Consider the following 19315-nt stretch of genomic DNA (forward strand, 5'->3'; position numbering starts at 1 on the left):
GGCCGACCCGGACCCACGGTGTGCGGTACCCCACGGACCGTGAGCATGTCCGGGTCGGGGCGCACCAGGGCCCGGTGGATCCGGCGGAGGTTGCGGCCCTGCCGAGCCCCGATCAGCATGGATGGGTCGAGTGACGGTGCGCGGAGGAGGAACCGCCATGGCCAAGGACGACGATCTCGGGAAGGGCGACCAGGTCTCGTGGCGCAGCCACGGCAGGAACGTCCCAGGCGAGGTCAAGAAGAAGATCACCAAGCGCACGAAGGCGGCGGGCCGGGTCGTCGACGCCTCGAAGGACGAGCCGCAGTACGAGGTGGAGAGCCACAAGTCCGGCCGCAGGGCCGTCCACAGGCCGGAGGCGCTGCGCAAGCGGGACCAGGGCTCATGACCGCCGTAGATGACGCGGATCGCGAGAGGACCGTCGCCGAGTTCGGGGAGGCGGTCAACATGACGGCCGGCGACCTGGAGAAATGGCTGCGAACGGACGAGTCGAAGAGTGTCGGCCAGTCCTCCGGTGACGGCGAGAGCGTCGGACACGCCTCGGGGCGGCGGATCGTCGACCTGCTGCGTACCAAGAGCGACGAGCTGGACGAGGACGACATCGCGCACATGCGCAAGGTCGTCGGCTATGTGCATCGGCACACCGCCCAGCGGCCTGCAGGCGATGTGACGCACACCAAGTGGCGATACTCGCTGATGAACTGGGGGCACGACCCGGTGAAATGACACGCGGCTGATCTGCAATGCAGTTCCGGATCGGAAGTGGATCGCGGTGGACGCAGGGAGGACCGTCCGGCACCGGGTTCAGCCGCAGCGGCCTCCAGGGGCGCGAATTCGGGCCGCGAGCAGGGCCGGACGCCGCGGTCCAGGTACTGACTGATCGTTGCCACGTGCGCTGATCGTTGCCACGTGCGCCCGGCCCACGGTCAGTCGCTGCCCGCCGCCCCTTTCTGACCCGTCAGCGGTGCACCGCCATGCGGCACGGGGTCACAATCGCGTCGTCGATAGGCCCAGCTGCGGTCTGCCGGACGAGTCGAGCCTGCGGCTCGTGGGCTCCTCCTCTGACACCTCGTAGGGCCGACGACCGGTGGGACGAGTGTTCTTCAGAGGCCTCACTGACCTGGCCTCTGCCGGCAGCTCTGCCGCCTGCGCATGCTCGGCGGCGTGGGCGTCCGGCGCAGGACGAGTCTGCGGCCCGTCGCCTCTTCGTGCCCGTCAGGCCTTCGCCGGTTCCGCCTCGGGCTCCGGATCCCGGCGGCGGATGCCGAAGTCGCGGGTGAGGGGCGACAGATAGGCCAGCAGTGCGGAGAAGACGATGCCGCTCCAGCAGAAGACGGCCCACGGCAGGAAGTCGAAGTTCGCCACGCCCAGCGTCGATGCGAAGAAGGCGCCGGAGACGGTCCAGGGCACCAGCACCTCGGTGATGGTGACCGAGTCCTCCATGCTCCGCGAAAGGTTGGTCGGGTGCAGGTTCCGCTTCTTGTAGGCGTCGCCGTAGAGGTCGTTGATGAGGAAGTAGGTGACCAGGGCGTTCGACGTGCCGTTGATGACGGTGAAGCCGGAGAGCAGCGTGGCCGTCACCAGGCTGCCGGTGGAGCGCAGCTTGTCGATCAGCTTGCCGAGCAGGAGGCGGAGTACGCCGGAGTTCTCCAGCGCCGCGGCGAAGAAGAACGCGCAGAAGACGAAGAACGCCGAGCTGTACATCGAGGTCAGGCCGCCTCGGTTGAGCAGCTCGGTGACCGGGGCCGAGACATCGCCGGGCAGCATGTCGGTGGTGAAACCGGAGACGGCGGCGTCGAACGTGTCGGCGATGCTGAAGCCCTGGACGAGTACGGCGAGTACGAGGGCGGTCATCGAGGACACGAAGAGCACGATCAACGGGGGCTTGCGCATGATCGAGCCGACGAGGACCACTGCGGGCGGCAGGAGCAGCACAGGGTTGAGGACGAACAGTCCCTGCACCTCGGTGATGGTGCGGTCGATGACGTCGAGGTCGACCGACCCCGTGTCGATCGACAGCCCGGCGAGCAGGAAGACCACGATCGCGACGACCGATGACGGCACCGCCGTGTAGAGCATATGGCGGATGTGCTCGTAGATGTTGGCGCCGGCCGCCAGGGAGCTCATGTTCGTGGTGTCGGAGAGCGGTGAGAGCTTGTCGCCGAAGTACGCACCCGAGACCACGGCACCGGCGGTGATGGCCAGCGAGATGTCCATCGTGGCGGCGACGCTGATCAGCGCGACGCCGATCGTGCCGGCCGCGCCCCAGGAGGTACCGGTGAACGTGGCGACAATGGCTGTGACGACGAAGGACAGGACGTAGAGATACGAAGGGTTGATGAGTTCCAGGCCGTAGGTGACCATGAGCGGGACGGTGCCCGCGACCATCCAGGTACCGATCAGCATTCCGATGCTGAGCAGGATGAGGATGCCCGGCAGGGCTCGCTTGATCTTCTCGCCCATGTCCGTGAGGACCTGGTCCAGGCCGATGCCGTGGAAGGCGGCGAAGAGCGTGAACACGATTGCCGCGAATATGAGCATCAGCTCCGCGGGGAACTCCAGTATCCCGATACCGCCGACGAAGATCGCCAGGGTGATGGCCACCGGAATGAGCGCCACGGCGAGTCGCGGTCGGGGGTGCGCACGTTTCTCAGCCTGATCGGCCGACGCCGTGTCCTGTTGAAACTTCATTGTTTCCTCTCAGACAGGAGTAGTGAGGGCGTATGGAGGCCGTCAGCGGGCGAGTGACGTGAAAGCCCGGTCGAGATCCTCGATCTGGCTCTGCGCGCCCTCGAGCCCCACGGAGAGCCGGATCAGACCGCCGAGCTCCGGTGCCGGGGCGCCGGTGGAGCGCAATGGTGACGTCACGAGACTCTCGTAGCCGCCCCAGCTGGGGCCGATCCGAAAGAGGCTCAGGGCGTCGATGAACCGGGACACCCGCGTGAAGGTGCCCTCCCGCAGCTCGAAGCTGAGGAGTCCGGAGAAGCCGCTGAACTGGGAGGTGATCACAGCCTCGTCCGGGTCGTGATCGACGTACGGGTGGTGGACAGCGGTGACCTCGGGATGCGCGCGCAACTGGTCGATGACGGTGAGCGCGTTGCGCTGGTGCTGCTCCATCCGCACCGGGAGGGTCCGTAGTCCGCGCAGCACGAGGGACGCCTCCATGGCGGACATGACGGCGCCGAACAGCTGGTGGCCCTGGTAGAAGAGCTCGCGGATCGTGTCCTGGGAGCCGATCACCGCGCCGCCGATGACATCGCTGTGCCCGCCGATGTACTTGGTCAGGGAGTGGACGACGAGGTCGACGCCTGCCGCGAGCGGCTTCTGGAAGAGCGGTGTGGACCAGGTGTTGTCCATCACCGTGCGGATGCCGTGGCGCCGCGCGACCGTCGTCAGCGCCGGTACGTCGACGACCTTCATCAGCATGGTGCCCGGGCTCTCGACGTAGATGAGCGTCGTGTTCTCCCGGATGTGCTCCTCGATGTCGACGGCGGCCGGGTCGGCGAGGATCGTGTGCTCGACCCCGAAGCGTTCGAGGTGCTGCGCGAGTTCGATCGTCGGGCCGTAGACGGTGTTGACGAACAGTACGTGGTCGCCGCCGCGGAGCAGACCGGCGAAGACGGCGCCGATCGCACCCATGCCGGAGGCGAAGCACTTCGCGGCCTCGCCGCCCTCCAGCAGCGCGAGACGCTCCTCGAGGAAGGCGACCGTCGGGTTGGTGCCCCGGCTGTAGACGAAGTTCTCGTGCTCGGCGGCCTGCTGCCGCACGAACTCCTCGAAGGACGGCTTGGTGAAAAGGCTCGTCTGGTAGATGGGGGGCGCCACGGCGCCGGGCCCGACGCCCGGGCCGTCCCAGGCGCCCATACATATCTGCTGATCGGTGCTGTTCACCTGCGCCCCTCGTCGCGGACTGGCGTGCGGACGTCGGCGGGTCTTCGAGTGAGCCGCCGAACGGACGTAGCTTGTAATATAAGCTGCTACGTGGTCAACACTTTCCGACGAACGCGTACGACCGAACGCATACGATCGGCACTGGTCCGTACCGCACCGGGCCGCGCAGCCGCTCAGCAGACAGCCGCTCGGCAGGCTGCCGCTCAGTCGGCTCAGGTGCCGATTTCGACTAAGGGGCGAACGCATTGAAGGACACGGCGGAGGGGGAGTCCGCGCGGCAGCCGGCAGGGCGCGGCGCGATGCGTGCCCGGCCACGGTCGCTGACCACACAGGTCGTGGAGTTCATCGAGGAGCTGTGCGTGGGCCCGGGCGTCGAGCCGGGGGATCAACTTCCTCCGGAGGGCGAGCTCGCGGCACGGTTCGGGGTGAGCCGGGTGGTGCTCAGGGAGGCGATGAAGACTCTTGAGGCGCGCGGCCTGGTGCAGCGGCGTCAGGGCAAGCCGGCCGTGGTGGCCTCACCGAACGCTTTGCCGGTGGAGAAGTTCGTCGCGTTCGCGGTGCTGCGCGACAAGCGCGCCCTCATGGAGTTCACCGAGATCCGCAAGGCGCTGGAGGTGCACGGTGCCCGACTCGCCGCGCAGCGGATCGCGGGCCCGGAGGAGCCGCAGACCCGTCCGCACATCGCCCGAGCCCGCGAGGCGATCGCCGAGCAGCGCGCCAACCCGCTCGACATGCCCACCCGAATACGTACGGACGTCGCCTTCCATCAGGCACTGGTGGCAGCTGCGGGCAACACCAGCCTGACGCAGATCCTGGACGCTTTGGAACGCTCACTCGCCGAAAGCCGGGAGGAGAGCCACCGGCGGTACCTCGCCACCGGGGCCGATCCCGCCCGCTCCGCCACCGAACACGAGGAACTGCTCGACGCCGTGTTGACCGGTGATCCGGCGCAGGCGGTCGCGGCGATGGAGTACCACCTGCACATCACGTTGCAGGAGATCGAGAGCCGCCCCGAGGCGGACGGCACCGAGTAGGGGATGCTGCCCGTCCCATGATGGCCGCGCCCGGGGTGCGGCCCACAGTGCCGACGCGGTGCCCCGGGCGGTACTCCGGCGACCGCGGCGGCGACGCCAGGCCGGCGCCCCGCGAGCGACTCCGCGCCGACCTCACCCGTGCATCTTCGGACCACCGGCCCGAGCGAGGTCAGCGCGAGCAATCGCCCCGCGGTTCACCACGGTGGATTCACGGTTTGCGTGCGACTCCGCCGTACGCGGCGATCTGCGGCCGCTCCCCGAACCGGGAGGAGTCGGGGCGCCAGTCGACGATGGGGACGAAGCCCGGGTCGACGAGTTCGAAGCCGTCGAAGGCGGCGCGGATCTGGTCCTGGGTGCGCGGGTAGTAGGGGGCTCCGCCGGTCTTCGCGTACTCCTCGCAGAGGGTCACATACGCCTGGCTGTCGACGGAGCCGTCCCACAGGACCAGGTGGCTGCCCGAGGGCACCGCTTCCATCACGGTGCGCACGATGCGCAGCATGTCCTCGTGGGTGTTGGCATGGCCGAGCACGCCCATGAACATGACGGTGATCGGCTGCGTGAAGTTCAGGACATTTCGCGCATCGGAGATGATCTGGTCCGGGTCGTGGAAGTCGGAGTTGATATAGCTTGTGACTCCCTCGTCCGAGGTGTTGATCAACAACGCCCGGGCGTGGGCGAGTACCAGCGGGTCGTTGTCGACGTAGACGATCCTGGACTCCGGTGCCGCGCCCTGCGCGACTTCGTGCGTGTTCTGCATGGTGGGCAGGCCGGTGCCGATGTCGAGGAACTGCCGGATGCCGGCCTCGTTGGCCAGGTGGCGCACCGCGCGGATGAGGAACTGGCGCGACTGAACGGCCATGGTGGAGATGTCCGGGTCGATCTCCAGGCAGGCCTCTCCGACGTTGCGGTCGACCTCGTAGTTGTCCTTGCCGCCCATCCAGTAGTTCCAGATCCGCGCCGAGTGCGGGATGTCGCTGCGGATCTCCGGGCTTTGCGCGTTCGCCATTGGCGTTCAGCTCCTTGATCTTCATGGACGGCAGACGATCGCCGTGCACAGGTGTCTGCTGCGGATGTCCTCCGCCCCGCAGGCACCACCTCGGCGTGGCTACCGCACGTTACCTCCCGACCACACAGGCTGTATGGGCATTGGGAGATTTTGCAGGTTGTCAGTTATTCGGCTCGGTGCGTGTCATCCCGCCTGGTGAGCCGGGCTCCGTGTGCGGTTGGCCCTCGGAGCCGTCCACGTGGCGGAGGTCCGACGGCGAGGCAGGCCCGCGTCCACGGCCGAGCTCGGTGCCGGGTGTTCGTCTGTCGTCACCGGCGAGCCTTGTGCCGTCACCATCGACCAGGGCAGCGCGCAGTCGTTCGTATGTGGGAGCCAGCCGACGCAGACCAGCCGCGAGCGCCTTGTCGTCGCCTGACACGACCGCCCCTTGCAGGCCACCGACGATCCGGGCCTGCTCTGCGGCGATGGCCCCACCGGCATCGAGGCCCAGGGACAGCAGGCAGCCTGCCAGGTCGTTGAGCCGGCGGGCCCCCACCCGCACCGCGAACTCCTGCCACAGCAGCCTGACCTCGGGGTCCAGCCCGCACTCCACCAGCTGGGCGGTGCGCTCGGCGGCCTCGGCCTGTCCCAGCGTTCCGGGAGCGACCTCCACATCCGTCCGGCCGGCCAACCAGGCCTGCCCACCGGGAAGGGCGCGCAGCAACGCCTCCTTCGGGTCGACCTGCCGGCGCCGGGTGAACTTGTGCCGCATCCGGAAGGGCCGCCCGAGATAAGGGATCAACTCCCCGCGCCAGGCCTGGGTGAAGGCATCGACCGGAAGCGTGGCATACGGGTAACCCTGCGGGTCGTGGACGAGTACGGTGTCGTCGCCCACCTCCAACACCACCAGATAATGGTCGGCGCCCACTGCCTTGCCCGACCCCGGCTGATACGACAGCAGCCCGAGCTCAAGCGGCCCGGCCAGCACGGGGCCGTCGTCCTGACAGGCCCGACGCAGCCGGTCGAGAGCGTCCGAGGCCGTCCCCCCGTCCATGCGATCGCACTCCCAGCCGAGCAGGCCGATCGCGTCGTCCAGCCCGATCTCGGGATCCCAGCCGAACGAGTCGAACACAGGCATCCGCCCGCCGATCAACTGCATCCCGTACGGGGAGCCTGTCAGAACCTCGATCACGGCCGGAGGCGGCGTCTGGTCGGCGAGGATCATCGCCAGGGAGTTGGCGTAGCAGTACGGACCGGACCCGACGTAGGTGAAAGACATGCCTGGCACCGTGACGCCTGCCATGGTGTGAGGGTCAAGCCGCCCCCTTCGCACTTCCCGTACAGGCCGGTTGGTCCGGACGCCCCACTGAATGCGTCGGCGAGGCTGCCACGCTTCCGGGGCGCTTTCTCCGACAGCCGGGCCGGCGTTACGCGAGCAGTTCGCACACGCGGACTCGCGGGGGTGGCCGGAACACTGCAGGACCCGTCCGTACGTGGCTCGAACTTCGGGTCAGCGATGTCCGCCCGCAGCGTCGCCGTCCGTCATCGAAAGCTCCCTGGCGCTGTGGAGTGTCTTGTTCCTGGCTTTCCGCGACCACGACCGCGTGGAATTCTGCGCTTCGCACGCTTTCGAGCATTCTCCGCCGAACAAGGAAGAGGAATCGATGGCCAGATCTCGGTCCATCCACTTCGCGGTGGTCGCCGGCGCCGCCGCCGCGCTGATCGCCACTGCGGCAGCCCCGGCTCAGGCCGATGTGCGAGAGAGCAACAAGACCATCTACCTCCCGAACGGCCGCGGCAAGATGGTATTCATCGACGACGGCGATGTGTTCAAGATCTGCGACACCAAGGCCGACGGTCATGGCGTCACTGGCTATCTGTACAAGCAGGGCGCCACCGGGGATCCGATCATAGCGTTCAAGGAATCCGACGGCGGCGACGCCGGATGCGACAAGCGACCGTACGACGTCGGGCAGTTGGCCAATTTCCAGATGCACCTCTTCTGGAACGGCGGCGGGCGCAGCGTCCTGTCGGAGTGGTTCAACGAATAGCCGAAGTTCCGTGGGCCGTTTCCCGGCGTGCACCACGCCGGTTGCGGTCCCACCACTGCCCTCGCCGGCCCGGCTGCGTAGGTGCCGTCACCGAGCACTGGGCCGGGTCGGGCCGGCCTGCGGTCCGAGGCCTCGACGCGCCAATGGCTGGGCCATCGGCTCCCACCGGCTGCGGCGGGAACACTCAGCACGGCGAACGATCAGCGTGCGGCTATCGACCGTTTCCGGAAGTGCCGTTGATCGCCCGACCGGTCCCGGGAATCGTAAGGGCCATGCCAGTGATGATCCCCGACCCGACCGTGGGTCCACCCCTACGCCGCGCCGCCTGGTGGGACCGGCCCGTCGAGCTGGTCACCGAGCACGTCCGCACCGTCATGTCAGGGACTCCGGCCGAGATCGCCGCCGACCAGGGACTGCCCGGTCGGTCGGATGCGCTGAGCGCGGCAGCGGACGGGCGGGGGAGGAGGGGGACTTGCCGGTGTCTGCAGCGCTCGGTAGGTGGGTCCGTCGGTCAGCTCAGCCGGGCATCGGCGTAGAAGACCATCGCCTCGCGCTGGTAGTCGGCCAGCCCGTCGGCGATCTTGTCGAAGTTCGCACGAAACCTCGGGTCATCGACGAAGTGCCGGCCCATCCCCTTGTAGGCGGCCGCGCTGGGGGTCCAGTACCGGCACACGAACTGGTACTGGGCGTCCACCTCGGCCTGCACCGCGGCGTCGGAAACCGGTGTGCCGGCCGCCATGAACTCCGCCATGCGGATCATCTGCGCCGTCACCTCGCGCTGCCACTGCTCCGCGTCCTCGGCGGTCATCTTCTCGACGGCCTGCCGGGACTGCTCCCACGCCCGAGGCCACCGCTCCCGGACCTCGGCATCGATCTCGGGAGAGGACTCGAAGCCCTCGAACAGATTCTCCGGCCTGTTGATCTTCACCGGGTCGCTGTCGTCCTTGCCCTCCTCCAGTTCGGCGATGGTGCGGCCGACCGTACGGGCGAGCGTCTCGAGCCGGTCCCGTTCCGCGAGCAGCCGCTGGTGGTGCTCGCGGAGCACGGCGACCTGATCGACCTGGCTGTCCAGGACCGCCCGGATCTCGCGCAGCCCCACACCCAGTTCACGCATCAGCAGGATCTGCTGCAACCGCAGCAGCTCGGCCTGTTCGTAGTAGCGGTGCCCGTTGCTTCCGATCCACGCCGGCGGCAGCAAGCCGATCTCGTCGTAATGCCGCAGTGTCCGGGACGTCACCCCGGACATCCGGGCCACGTCCGCGATCGACCAGGCCATTGCCCCGCCTCCCGTCGCCGGGCCGGTCCCTCCGGCCCGCACAAGAATGTAGGAGTTGACGCAGCGGAAAGCACAACCGGAAACCGGCGGCCGACGCCCTTCGGCGGCGTTTTTCAGGTCGCCTGCCCGGCCAGTCTGTGCAGGGTTCGCACGGCGGGTGATCCGGGGTCGGCTGTGTCCGCCGTCAGGCCGCTGTGCCCCGCCTCCCGGACGGGTGTCAGGCGGCGTGGGGGCCGGGGGCGGCGCTGCCTTCGTACTGGTTGAGGTTGGAGACGAGTTCGGTGAGGCCGGGGTCGGCGTCGTAGCGGCGCCGGTGCAGGGCGGCGATCTTGTCGCCGCATTCGGGGTCGGGGTCGTCGGTGATGTCGAAGGAGACGAACTTGTCGACCAGCGGCAGCCCGATCTCGTCGGTGCGGCGGTGGGCGGGGTGGATGAGGTACTCCCAGTAGCCCTCCAGGTCGGCTATCTCGAAGGTGGCGCCCCACTCGTACCCGCCGCCGTGGTCGCGGCCGACGAGGAAGGAGAGTACGGAGGGTATGACCTCGCCCTGGTTGCGCAGGGCGGCGAGGGCGTCTTCAAGCTGTGCCGGCGTGGTGCCGGGCTTGATGGTGAAGCGGACACAGTGGTGGATCATCAGGGTGCTCCCTTTTCGGAGTTCATTTCTGTGATGGGCGTGGTCGGTGTGTGGTGGGCCCTGCCGCGGGCACGCGGGTATGCGGGCTTGGCCGGTCACGAGCCCGACCAGGGGCGCCCCGGCCGCCATCGCCCCTCCCGCCCACGTGAACGTGCCCGCGAGTCCGGCCGCGTCGATGAGGGGTTGGAGGGCCAGTGGCGAGAGGAACTGTTCGAGGAAGAGCGGTGAACGCCAGGACCGCGACGGCGGCCGATACGGCGTACAGCCAGAACGGCGCACGCCAGTCGACCCCGGCCAGGATCCCGCCCAGCGGCAGGAAGACGACCCCGCCCAGGCTCGCAAACGTCTGCTGCCACCCGAGGAACGAGGCCTGTCGCGCCCCCTCGAACCAGTCGGTGATGGTCGAGCTGACCGCGGTCATGATCCCGCCCACCGCGACGCCGAGCGAGGTGATGGTCACCACGAAGTGGACGAGGAGCCCCCCGCCGGGTGTTTCGGCGAACTCCTCGCCCATCGCGGGCAGACCGGGCGCGATGATCGCCGCGGCCATGAGGGTCAGCGTGGCCGAGGCCCGTAGGGCGGCGCGGGCCGCGCGCGTTGGTGGTGCCTGCCGCGTCGGGACAGGCTGTGCCGTGGTGAGGGCCATGGCCGCCCTCCCTTCGCGGGAACGAGCCGTCGATGGTCAGTTCCAGAGCGTGACCATGAAGGCCGGCGCGAGCAGCAGGACGGTCAGCGTGGCCTGCCAGATGAGCCGTTCCGCGCCCGAAGCGGGTGTGGCGGTGGTGATGGGTGGCATGTCGGTACTCCTTGGTCTCGTTCTCGCTCTATGTGTGGTTAACCACTCACTCTCGCGGCCAAAGAAAGAGCCGCGGAGATCGCGGCACGGTGCTCAGCGCCACAGCGCGAACAGTGCCGCGTCCAGAACGGCCAGCGGCACGAGTGCGGCCCAACGGGCCGCGACGGTGCGGTGCATGAGATCACCCCCTCCCTGTGACGATCGGCTCCGGGTCTCAGTAGTGCCGAAGCCCGTCGGACAGCGTCCGGGCCCACGGGGCATCCATCTCGTGGGTGCCGAGGGCGACCACGAGATGGCACAGCATGCCCACGGCGAAGAACCGCTGAACGTCGGCCTCCGGTGCGCCGGAGGCCCCCCGTACGTACTCGACCAGACGCGCGTATCCGCTGCGCACCACCTCGCGGACGGCCGGCTCGGCGGCTGCCGCGCACTGCGCGTGGAGCTGGAGCAGCAGCAGGTCGCGGTCCGAGATGAGTTCGGCGTACGCGTTCCCCATCGCGTCCAGGATCTCCTGCGCGGAACTCCCCTTCGCCGCGGCGGCCCCGTCGCCCAGGCTCTCGCGGACCCGCCCGAAGCAGTGCTCCACCACCGCCACGAACAGCGCCTCCTTGTCGGGGAAGAGCCGGTAGATGTACGCCTGCGAGATACCGGCCCGCTGCGCCACGTCCGTGGTCCTCGTGCCGAAGTAGCCCCGGTCCGCGAACGCGCTGACCGCGGTCTGGAGGACCGTCCTCCGCCGCTCGTCGGCGGTCGAGAGCTGTCGTTGTGAGCTGGGCTTCGGCATGTGAGTAATAAACCACTCACTGATTGGGCTGTCAAACGCGCCGCCAAGGACGACGTCGGAGGGACCACGCGTCGGCGTACCCGGCGAGAATTGCGGTGAGTCCTCACGGCGGTCGGGCTGGTCCGGCCGCTTCGCGGGTGGGACGACGTAGTACGGCGTGTCGCGTTTCTGCAGCCTGACCTGCACCTTGACGCGGGGGCGACGTGCGCTCCCATCGACGCCAGGGCCTCCAGGGGCTCGCGCTCCAGTCGCTCGGCGAAGCCTGGGTCCTCCCAGGCACGGCGGGTGAGCGCGGCTTCGAGACATTGGTCGTCACTCCAGGTGGGTGTCCTGCGGCTCCCGCCGGGTTCGGGTGCCCCGGCACGCTCGCTCACTGCGGTGTTGTCGGTCGGTATGGCTCGGCATGGCTCCCTCCGCCGGGGAGCGCGGCGACCACCTGGACCTCGAGGAGGTATTCCGGTGCGAAGAGTGCGGGCACGCCCACCAGCGTGCTTGCAGGCGCTTGCGAGACACCGGCCCGCAGCGGCCCGAAGATCGCGGGTAGCAGCTTCGGGGTGTAGTCGACGACGTAGACGGTCTCTTCGATGATGTCGTTGCGGGTGGCGCCGACCGCGGTGAGTGCGGCGTCGAGGTTGCGGGCGATCTGTGCGGCCTGGGCCTCATGGTCGCCGGGCCCCACGGGCCGTCCTTCCGCATCCCAGGCGACCTGTCCGGAGAGATGCGCAAGTCGTGTTCAGTCGACGGTGACGACCTGGGTGATCTGGTCGGACGGGTTGTGCACGGACGGTGGATCGACGCGGTTCACAGGCATGATTCCGTTCCTCTCAGGAGGCCGTACCCGCCCAGGCGGTCAGCGCACGGACCCGGTCGTCGATGCGCGCGCCGCCGTCGGTGGTACGAGTGGCCCACGCGACATGACCGTCGGGGCGTACGAGAACCTCGGTCACCCCGTCGAGGTCCGCACGCTCGTCGTACTTGTCGACGGTGACTCCTTCGACCCGCGAGCCCCAGCCTGCGTCGACGGGCTCCTCGAGGACGGGGTCCCCGGTCAGACTGAGCAGCACGAAGCGCCCCGGGTGGAGCAGTTCGTACACCCGCGTCGCCTCCGAGTCGGCGGCGGTCAGCCCGACACCGTCGGCCACACGCTGGAGGAACAGGCCGCCCTCCGACCGGAGAACGAAGAGTCCGCCGATGCTGGGGGTCTGCACGAGGCGGTGGTGGCAGCGGCCTATCCACACCTCCCGGCCACCCTGCCGGTGCTCACCAGTACGGACTTCACGGAGCACTTCGAGTTCGGACTGCGGCTGCTACTGGACGAGCTGCGTGCTGTGCGGCAGTGAGCCCACAGGAGGTCCGACGGTGCGGGCCCCAACTGGCGGAAGGAGATCGACGATGCGCCGAGCATGTCCCCCTGGCAGCTTCCGGCGAGTCGGCCCTCGACCTGTCCTCAGACCGCACCCGGGGTGACGTTGCGAGCCGGCTCCAGGCGGACCACGATGCCCTTGGACGTGGGGCAGTTGCTGAAGTCGGCCACGCTGTCCAGCGGCACCAGGACGTTGGTCTCCGGGTAGTAGGACGCGGCGGAGCCGGGGCTGGTGGGATAGCCGACGACCCGGAAGTTCTCCGCCCGGCGCCCCGTCCCGTCGTGCCAGATGCTCACCAGGTCCACCTCGTCCCGGTCGGCTACGCCGAGGTCCTTCAGGTCGGCGGGATTGACGAGGACGACGCGGCGGGCGTTGTGGACGCCGCGGTAGCGGTCGTTCGGGGCGTACCAGATGGTGTTCCACTGGTCGTGTGAGCGCAGGGTCTGCAGCAGCAGGTGTCCTTCGGGAACGTGCGGCATCGTGAACTCGTTGAGGGTGAAGACGGCCTTGCCGCTGGAGGTGGGGAAGACGCCCTGGTTCACCGGGTTGGGCAGCACGAAGCCGCCGGTCTGCGCCAGCCGGGCGTTGAAGTCTTCGAAGCCCGGCACGACACGGGAGATCCGGTCGCGGACAGTGCTGTAGTCATTCTCGAAGTCCTCCCAGGGAAGGGGCGGTACCGAGCCGAGGGTCTTGCGGGCCGTCCGGCTGATGATCGCCACCTCACTCAGCAGGTCCGGGGAGGCGGGCGGCAGCTTCCCCCGGGAAGCGTGGACTTCGCTCATCGAGTCCTCGACGGTGACGAACTGTTCGCCCGTGGCCTGGAAGTCTCGGTCGCTGCGACCCAGCGTGGGCAGGATCAGCGCGGTGTCGCCGCACACGGTGTGGGAACGGTTGAGTTTGGTGGAGATGTGCGCGGTGAGGCGGCACTTCCGCATGGCCTCCTCCGTGACCGCGCTGTCCGGCGTGGCCCGTACGAAGTTGCCCGCGACGCCGAGGAAGACCTTGGCGCGTCCCTCGTACATGGCCCGGATGCCGTTCACCGCGTCCAGGCCGTGAGGGGTGGGCGGAGTGAAGCCGAACTCGCGTTCCAGGGCGTCCAGGAACTCCTGCGGCATCTGCTCCCACACGCCGATGGTCCGGTCGCCCTGGACGTTGCTGTGGCCACGCACCGGGCAGGCGCCGGTGCCGGGCCTGCCCAGGTTGCCGCGCATCATCAGGAAGTTGATGACCTCGCGGATGGTCGGCACCCCGTGCTTGTGCTGGGTCAGGCCCATGGCCCAGCAGACGATGATCTTCTTGCTTTCCAGGACCCGGTCGAAGACGGCCTCGATCTCCTCCCGCGGCAACCCGGTCGCCTCAAGGAGGTCCTCCCAGGCAACCGTGCGCGCGTGCTCGGCGAAATCGGTGAAGCCGGTCGTGTGGTTCCGGATGAAGTCGTGGTCGAGGACCGTGCCGGGCGCGCCGTCCTCGGCCTCCAGCAGCATCCGGTTCAGGGCCTGGAACAGGGCGAGGTCGCCGCCCGCCCGGATGTGCACGAACTGGTCGGCGACAGCGGCACCCCGGCCGATCACGCCGCGTGCCTTCTGCGGGTTCTTGAAGCGCATCAGCCCGGCCTCGGGCAGCGTGTTGACCGCCACGACCTGACCGCCGTTGCGCTTGGTCTCCTCGAGCGCGGACAACATCCGCGGGTGGTTGGTGCCCGGGTTCTGGCCGACCACGAAGACCAGGTCGGCGTGGTGGATGTCGTCGTCCAGGGAAACACTGCCCTTGCCGGTGCCCAGTGCTTCCCTCATCGCGAACCCGCTCGACTCGTGGCACATGTTGGAGCAGTCGGGCAGATTGTTGGTGCCGAACGCGCGGGCGAAGAGCTGGAGGAGGAAGGCCGCCTCGTTGCTCAGCCGGCCGGAGACGTAGAACAGGGCTTCGTCGGGGGAGTCCAGCCCGACGAGTTCGGCGGCGAGCAGGCTGAGCGCCTCGTCCCAGCCGATCGGCTCGTAGTGGGTCGCGCCGGACCGCTTGACCATCGGCTCGGTCAGTCGGCCCTGCTGGTTGAGCCAGTAGTCGGACCTCCCGTCCAGCTCGGCGATCGAGTGCTCACGGAAGAAGTCCCGGGTGACCCGCCGTGAGGTGGCCTCGTCGTTGATGTGCTTGGCGCCGTTCTCGCAGTACTCGTTCGTGTGGCGCTTGCCCGGTGCCCCGTCGGGCCAGGCGCAGCCGGGGCAGTCGATGCCTTCGGCCTGGTTGATGTTCAGCAGGGTCAACGCGGTGCGCCGCACCGACGTCTGGCCGAGCGAGTACCCCAACGCGTGCGTCACGGCGGGAACGCCGGCCGCCCAGGTCTTGGGTGACGTGACGGACAGGTCGTCGCTCGGGTCCTCGATGCTGCTGCTCATGGTCTGGCCTGCCTCATTCTGCCTTGTGACCGAGTGGCGGGATGGATGCGCCGATCGGCTCTCGCCTTTTGGCCGCGGGGCTCCTCGCAGGTGGTCTTCGGGTCCGGTCCACGCGCCTTGCGCCCGGCTCGCGGCAGAAGCGCCGCAGCGAGCCGCTGTGCGGCCGTGCGAGACGGGTCCGCAGGCCGCCTGGAACACACGTCTCGGGGAACCGGTGCTCCACGCAGGCCCGCACCGCCTCGCGCAGACTCAGGACCTCAGGGGCGCCTCGGCCTCGTGGCCGTACTCGCGCATCGCGTCGAGCAGCCAGCGCGCCAGATAGTCGGCGAACGAGGCCCGCGGCAGCAGCCGGTACGCCGGGGCGCCGTCGACCTGCCACAGCACTACCGGGACGGGACCCACGGTGGTCGATACCGCCTGACCGGGGCCGAAGGACCGGGGATGCAGATCCAGTGGGCAGCCCTTCTCCAGCACGTCCCGGGCGGCTGGTCCCCGCAGCTCCAGCGTGGTGCGGTTCGCCGAGACGTCGACGACGGATCCCGCATCCCCGCCAAGCGCCTCGTGCAGCCTGTGGGTGAGTTCTGCGCCGTCCTCCTGGGACAGGACGAGCCACTCGTCGGGACCGAGCCACATCACCGCGTGCGGGCCGGACGCGGTGGTGTCGCCGCAGCGCAGGGGAAGTGGCGTGCCAAGAGCCTGTTCGATCCGGACCGCCGCCGCGGAACCCGGGGCGACGCGCACGTCGACCATGGTGAGGAACGGCCATTCGGTCAGGGAGACCCCACGGGCGCCGCTGACGGAGGCCGCCCGCATCGTGTCCTTGAGGTGTTCCAGAGGGCTGCGGCGCAACGTCAGCGGCCCGGTGCCGGTCGGCTCAGCCATCTCGCTTGGTCCCTTCGGGGTCGTAGAGCACGGGTTCGGCGACGGTGACGGGCACCAGTTCCTCGCCCACCGGCGCGAGCACGGTGTCGCCGATGCGGTCACGCCCGCCCGTCACCAGCCCGAGTGCGAAGGGCCGCCCCAGAGCCGGGCTGTGGTAGCTGGAGGTGACGTGACCGAGCATCGGCACCGGCCCGGCCTCGGGGGTGATGGGCACGCCCTGGGCGACGAGCTGCGCGCCCTCGGGCAGCCGGGTGGTTCTGTCCGCGGGCAGCAGCCCGACGAGGTGCTTGCGGTCGGTGCGGGCGGTGTCGGGCCGGGAGAAGGACCGCTTGCCGACGAAGTCCTTCAGCTTGGAGACCGCCCACGACATGCCCGCGTCGTGCGGCGTCACTGTGCCGTCGGTGTCCTGGCCGACGATGATGTAGCCCTTCTCCGCCCGCAGGACGTGCATCGTCTCGGTGCCGTAGGGGGTGATGCCGTACGGCTGCCCCGCCTCGTGGACCTGCTCCCAGACGGCGAGGCCGTACCAGGACGCGACGTTGATCTCGTACGCCAGCTCGCCCGAGAAGGAGATGCGGCACACGCGGGCGGGGATCCCGTTCGCCAGGGTCGTCTCGCGGAACGCCATGAACGGGAACGCCTCGGCCGACAGGTCGAGTTCGGGCAGCAGTGGCGCCACCACGTCCCGCGCGCGGGGCCCGGCGACGGCGATGGTGGCCCACTGCTCGGTCACGGAGGTGCAGTACACGTCCAGTTCGGGCCACTCGGTCTGCAGCCACTCCTCCAGCCAGTCGAGGACACCCGCCGCCCCGCCGGTGGTGGTGGTCATGAAATAGCGGTTCTCCTCCAGCCGGAGCGTGACGCCGTCGTCGAAGATCATCCCGTCGGGCTTGCACATCACGCCGTACCGGCCCATGCCGGGCTTGAGCTTCTTGAAGCCGTTGGTGTAGATCCGGTTGAGGAACTCACCGGCGTCCGTGCCCCAGATCTCGATCTTGCCGAGGGTGGTGGCGTCCATCATGCCCACGCCTTCGCGCACCGCCCGGCACTCGCGGGCGACGGCGGTGTCGATGTCCTCGCCGGGGAGCGGGAAGTACCACGGGCGCTTCCACTGGCCGACGTCCTCGAACTCGGCGCCCTGCGCCACGTGCCAGGGGTGGATGGACGTCAGCCGCGCCGGGTCGAACAGCTCGCCCCGCTCGCGCCCGGCCAAGGCGGCGAAGCTCACCGGCGTGTAGGGGGCGCGGTAGTGCCGAGCTCTCCGGGGGAGGCCGGCCCGTCGCTGCCGGCCAGGGCGGCGGCGATCACGCCGATCGCGTTGACGCCGGAGGTCTTTCCCTGGTCGTTGGCCGTACCGATGGACGTGTAGCGCTTGACGTGCTCGACGCCGCGCATCCCGGCGCCCGTGGCCCGCCACACGTCGGCGACGGTCGCGTCGCGCTGCAGATCGACGAAGTGGGTGTCCCAGGTGTGCGGTTCCCCGGGGCCGGGGACCAGCCACAGCGGGCGTACGCTGTCGGGGCCGTGCTCCGTTCCGGCCTGCGGTGCGGGTTCGTCGCGAGTGGCGAAGCCGGCCGCGGCCGCCGCCGCACTGCCGGCCGCGGCGCCCTCGGCCAGGCAGCCGCCGAGGCCGAAGGTTCCGCCTGCCGCACCGGCGACCTGCTGGTCGCGCACTGTTCCGTCGGGTACGAAGGCCGCTTTCGCCTCGTCCCAGCGCAGCCTGCCCTGACGCTGGCTGTGCAGGTGAACGACCGGGCTCCAGCCACCGGAGACGGCCAGCAGATCGCAGCCGAGGGACTCCTCCGCGTCCGTGGGCACGGCCTCCTCGTCGAGCGCGGCGATGGCGCAACCGGTGATCCTTCCGTCCCCCTCGCTCCGGACGACGGCGCTGCCGGTCAGTATGCGCAGTCCCGTCGCCTCGGCGATCTCGCCGGCCCGCTCGGACAGTTCGGGCCGGGAGTCCACGACGGCGCGGACCTCGATGCCGTGCGCGTGCAGGTCGGCCACGGTGTCGTAAGCGCTGTCGTTGGTGGTGGCCACCACGACCCGCGAACCGGGGGCCACCGCGTACCTGTTGACGTAGGTCCGCACAGCCGAGGCGAGCATGATGCCGGGGCGGTCGTTGCCGGAGAACACCAGCGGGCGCTCGTGTGCACCGGTGGCCAGGACGACGCGGCGGGCGCGGATGTGCCACACCCGCTGCCGCGAGATGCCTGTCGGCGCCTCGTCACCGAGGTGGTCGGTGCGCTTCTCCACGGCGAGTACGTAGTTGTCGTCGTAGGAGCCGAAGGCGGTGGTGCGGCGCAGGAGTACGGCCTCGCGGGCGTCCTCCAGGCGGGTGGTCACCTGTGCGATCCAGTCGGCCACCGGTATGCCGTCCACTGTCTCGCCGGACGTGGACAGCAGCGAACCTCCCGGCTCCGGCTGATCGTCGATGAGCATCACTCGCGCCCCGGACCGGGCCGCGGCGTCGGCGGCGGCCAGCCCGGCAGGACCGGCACCGACGACGAGGACATCGGTGTGGACGAACTTCTTGTCGTAGACCGCCGGGTCCGGAGTGGGGTCGAGCCGGCCCATGCCGGAGAGCGTCTGCGCGGACAGACCGTCGAACAGCTCGACGGTGGTCGCCGGAAGCATCGATTCGGCGCAGCCCGCCAGGGGCAGCCGCACCAGGGCGTTGGGCTCCTCGACACCTGCGGATACGATGCCGCGCGGACGGCCGCGGTAGAGCGAAGGCGCGCTCTCCAGCAGCCCGTTGGCCAGCATGGCGGAGGCGAGGGTGTCACCGGGGTGGCCGGTCAGCTCGCGGCCGTCGATCGTGAAGCGCAGGAGGCGCCCGCGGGCGATGCGGCCGCCGCGCGGCAACCGGTACGCCTGCTCGGGGGGTTCGCTCCGGCCTGTCTGAGCTGTCATCGGGGCGCTCCGGCTTCTTCGCGGGACGGGTTGATGGCGGGGCGGGGCTCGTCCGCGCGGTAGGCGGCCAGGACCTGGTAACTGACCGTGTCCCGCAGTACGTTGAACCAGCGTCGGCAGCCGCCGCTGTGCATCCAGCGCTCGGCGCGGGTGCCCTTGGGGTTGTCGCGGTAGAAGACGTACTCGCCCCACTCATGGTCGTTCAGTTCACCGGGGGCCGCGGGGTAGGGCACGTGGGCCTGGCCGCCGCAGTGGAATTCGGTCTCGTCCCGCGGGCCGCACCATGGGCAGGGGATTTGCAGCATCGGCGAGCTC

At 69.3% G+C, this 19315-nt stretch carries 17 protein-coding genes and 3 pseudogenes; 5 read left to right on the forward strand and 15 right to left on the reverse strand.

All coding sequences use genetic code 11. From position 1 onward, the window contains the following. Positions 1-157 precede the first annotated feature (157 nt). Together KBY19_RS16765 and KBY19_RS16770 are read left to right on the forward strand one after the other, a co-directional pair. A complete protein-coding gene (locus KBY19_RS16765) occupies positions 158-385 on the forward strand; it encodes a DUF2945 domain-containing protein (RefSeq protein ID WP_099885622.1) in 228 nt (75 codons plus the stop codon). Beyond that, positions 382-723, forward strand: coding sequence for a DUF3140 domain-containing protein (locus tag KBY19_RS16770; protein WP_099885623.1), 342 nt, complete (start codon positions 382-384; stop codon positions 721-723). The genes KBY19_RS16765 and KBY19_RS16770 overlap by 4 nt, the downstream gene beginning before the upstream one ends. 489 nt (positions 724-1212) lie before the next feature. Here KBY19_RS16770 and nhaC read toward each other — a convergent pair whose 3' ends face one another. Continuing rightward, a complete protein-coding gene (nhaC, locus tag KBY19_RS16775; protein WP_099885624.1) occupies positions 1213-2688 on the reverse strand; it encodes a Na+/H+ antiporter NhaC in 1476 nt (491 codons plus the stop codon). Positions 2689-2730: 42 nt separating this feature from the next. Beyond that, positions 2731-3861, reverse strand: coding sequence for a PLP-dependent aspartate aminotransferase family protein (locus KBY19_RS16780; RefSeq protein ID WP_099885625.1), 1131 nt, complete (start codon positions 3859-3861; stop codon positions 2731-2733). A gap of 272 nt (positions 3862-4133) precedes the next feature. Between KBY19_RS16780 and KBY19_RS16785 the strand changes: the two genes are divergently transcribed. Continuing rightward, complete coding sequence (locus KBY19_RS16785; RefSeq protein WP_210954986.1) at positions 4134-4922, forward strand: FadR/GntR family transcriptional regulator; 789 nt, start codon at positions 4134-4136, stop codon at positions 4920-4922. A gap of 208 nt (positions 4923-5130) precedes the next feature. On the opposite strand, the gene KBY19_RS16790 is transcribed toward KBY19_RS16785, so the two are convergent. Together KBY19_RS16790 and KBY19_RS16795 are read right to left on the reverse strand one after the other, a co-directional pair. Then, the gene (locus tag KBY19_RS16790; protein ID WP_099885627.1) at positions 5131-5928 is read right to left on the reverse strand and encodes an SAM-dependent methyltransferase; all 798 of its coding nucleotides are present in this window, start codon (positions 5926-5928) and stop codon (positions 5131-5133) included. Positions 5929-6088: 160 nt separating this feature from the next. Then, positions 6089-7186, reverse strand: coding sequence for a hypothetical protein (locus KBY19_RS16795; RefSeq protein ID WP_307843526.1), 1098 nt, complete (start codon positions 7184-7186; stop codon positions 6089-6091). Between the two features lie 295 nt (positions 7187-7481). Here KBY19_RS16795 and KBY19_RS16800 point away from each other — a divergent pair, with 295 nt between their 5' ends. Further along, complete coding sequence (locus tag KBY19_RS16800; RefSeq protein ID WP_143674936.1) at positions 7482-7958, forward strand: hypothetical protein; 477 nt, start codon at positions 7482-7484, stop codon at positions 7956-7958. A 511-nt stretch (positions 7959-8469) separates the two neighbouring features. On the opposite strand, the gene KBY19_RS16805 is transcribed toward KBY19_RS16800, so the two are convergent. The 6 genes and pseudogenes from KBY19_RS16805 to KBY19_RS36530 form a co-directional block, all read right to left on the reverse strand. Continuing rightward, complete coding sequence (locus KBY19_RS16805; protein ID WP_210966056.1) at positions 8470-9234, reverse strand: MerR family transcriptional regulator; 765 nt, start codon at positions 9232-9234, stop codon at positions 8470-8472. Positions 9235-9451: 217 nt separating this feature from the next. Beyond that, complete coding sequence (locus tag KBY19_RS36520; RefSeq protein ID WP_247691054.1) at positions 9452-9868, reverse strand: Dabb family protein; 417 nt, start codon at positions 9866-9868, stop codon at positions 9452-9454. Positions 9869-9890: 22 nt separating this feature from the next. Next, complete coding sequence (locus KBY19_RS36525; RefSeq protein WP_247691055.1) at positions 9891-10514, reverse strand: MFS transporter; 624 nt, start codon at positions 10512-10514, stop codon at positions 9891-9893. Positions 10515-10878: 364 nt separating this feature from the next. Next, on the reverse strand, positions 10879-11448 hold the full coding sequence (locus KBY19_RS16815; protein ID WP_099885632.1) for a TetR/AcrR family transcriptional regulator: 570 nt from the start codon (positions 11446-11448) through the stop codon (positions 10879-10881). Between the two features lie 370 nt (positions 11449-11818). Further along, positions 11819-12166 (reverse strand): annotated as a pseudogene (locus KBY19_RS16820) (RidA family protein); the annotation flags it as partial. A gap of 106 nt (positions 12167-12272) precedes the next feature. Beyond that, positions 12273-12596, reverse strand: a pseudogene (locus tag KBY19_RS36530) (monooxygenase); the annotation flags it as partial. Between KBY19_RS36530 and KBY19_RS36535 the strand changes: the two are divergent. After that, positions 12579-12788, forward strand: a pseudogene (locus tag KBY19_RS36535) (TetR/AcrR family transcriptional regulator C-terminal domain-containing protein); the annotation flags it as partial. The pseudogenes KBY19_RS36530 and KBY19_RS36535 overlap by 18 nt on opposite strands. 107 nt (positions 12789-12895) lie before the next feature. Here KBY19_RS36535 and KBY19_RS16830 read toward each other — a convergent pair. The 5 genes from KBY19_RS16830 to KBY19_RS16845 form a co-directional block, all read right to left on the reverse strand. After that, on the reverse strand, positions 12896-15205 hold the full coding sequence (locus tag KBY19_RS16830) for an FdhF/YdeP family oxidoreductase (RefSeq protein ID WP_210966058.1): 2310 nt from the start codon (positions 15203-15205) through the stop codon (positions 12896-12898). A 249-nt stretch (positions 15206-15454) separates the two neighbouring features. Next, complete coding sequence (locus KBY19_RS16835; RefSeq protein WP_185018823.1) at positions 15455-16087, reverse strand: sarcosine oxidase subunit gamma; 633 nt, start codon at positions 16085-16087, stop codon at positions 15455-15457. Further along, the gene (locus tag KBY19_RS37510) at positions 16080-17315 is read right to left on the reverse strand and encodes a glycine cleavage T C-terminal barrel domain-containing protein (protein ID WP_307843527.1); all 1236 of its coding nucleotides are present in this window, start codon (positions 17313-17315) and stop codon (positions 16080-16082) included. Before KBY19_RS37510 ends, KBY19_RS16835 begins: the two co-directional genes overlap by 8 nt. Further along, entirely contained in the window at positions 17312-19000 is a 1689-nt protein-coding gene (locus KBY19_RS37515; protein WP_307843528.1) for a 2Fe-2S iron-sulfur cluster-binding protein, read from the reverse strand. Before KBY19_RS37515 ends, KBY19_RS37510 begins: the two co-directional genes overlap by 4 nt. After that, positions 18997-19305, reverse strand: coding sequence for a sarcosine oxidase subunit delta (locus KBY19_RS16845; protein ID WP_210966059.1), 309 nt, complete (start codon positions 19303-19305; stop codon positions 18997-18999). The genes KBY19_RS37515 and KBY19_RS16845 overlap by 4 nt, the downstream gene beginning before the upstream one ends. Positions 19306-19315: the final 10 nt, after the last annotated feature.

This window comes from Streptomyces sp. B15, from assembly GCF_018070605.1.
In the GTDB taxonomy this organism is placed as follows: Bacteria; Actinomycetota; Actinomycetes; order Streptomycetales; family Streptomycetaceae; genus Streptomyces; species Streptomyces smyrnaeus.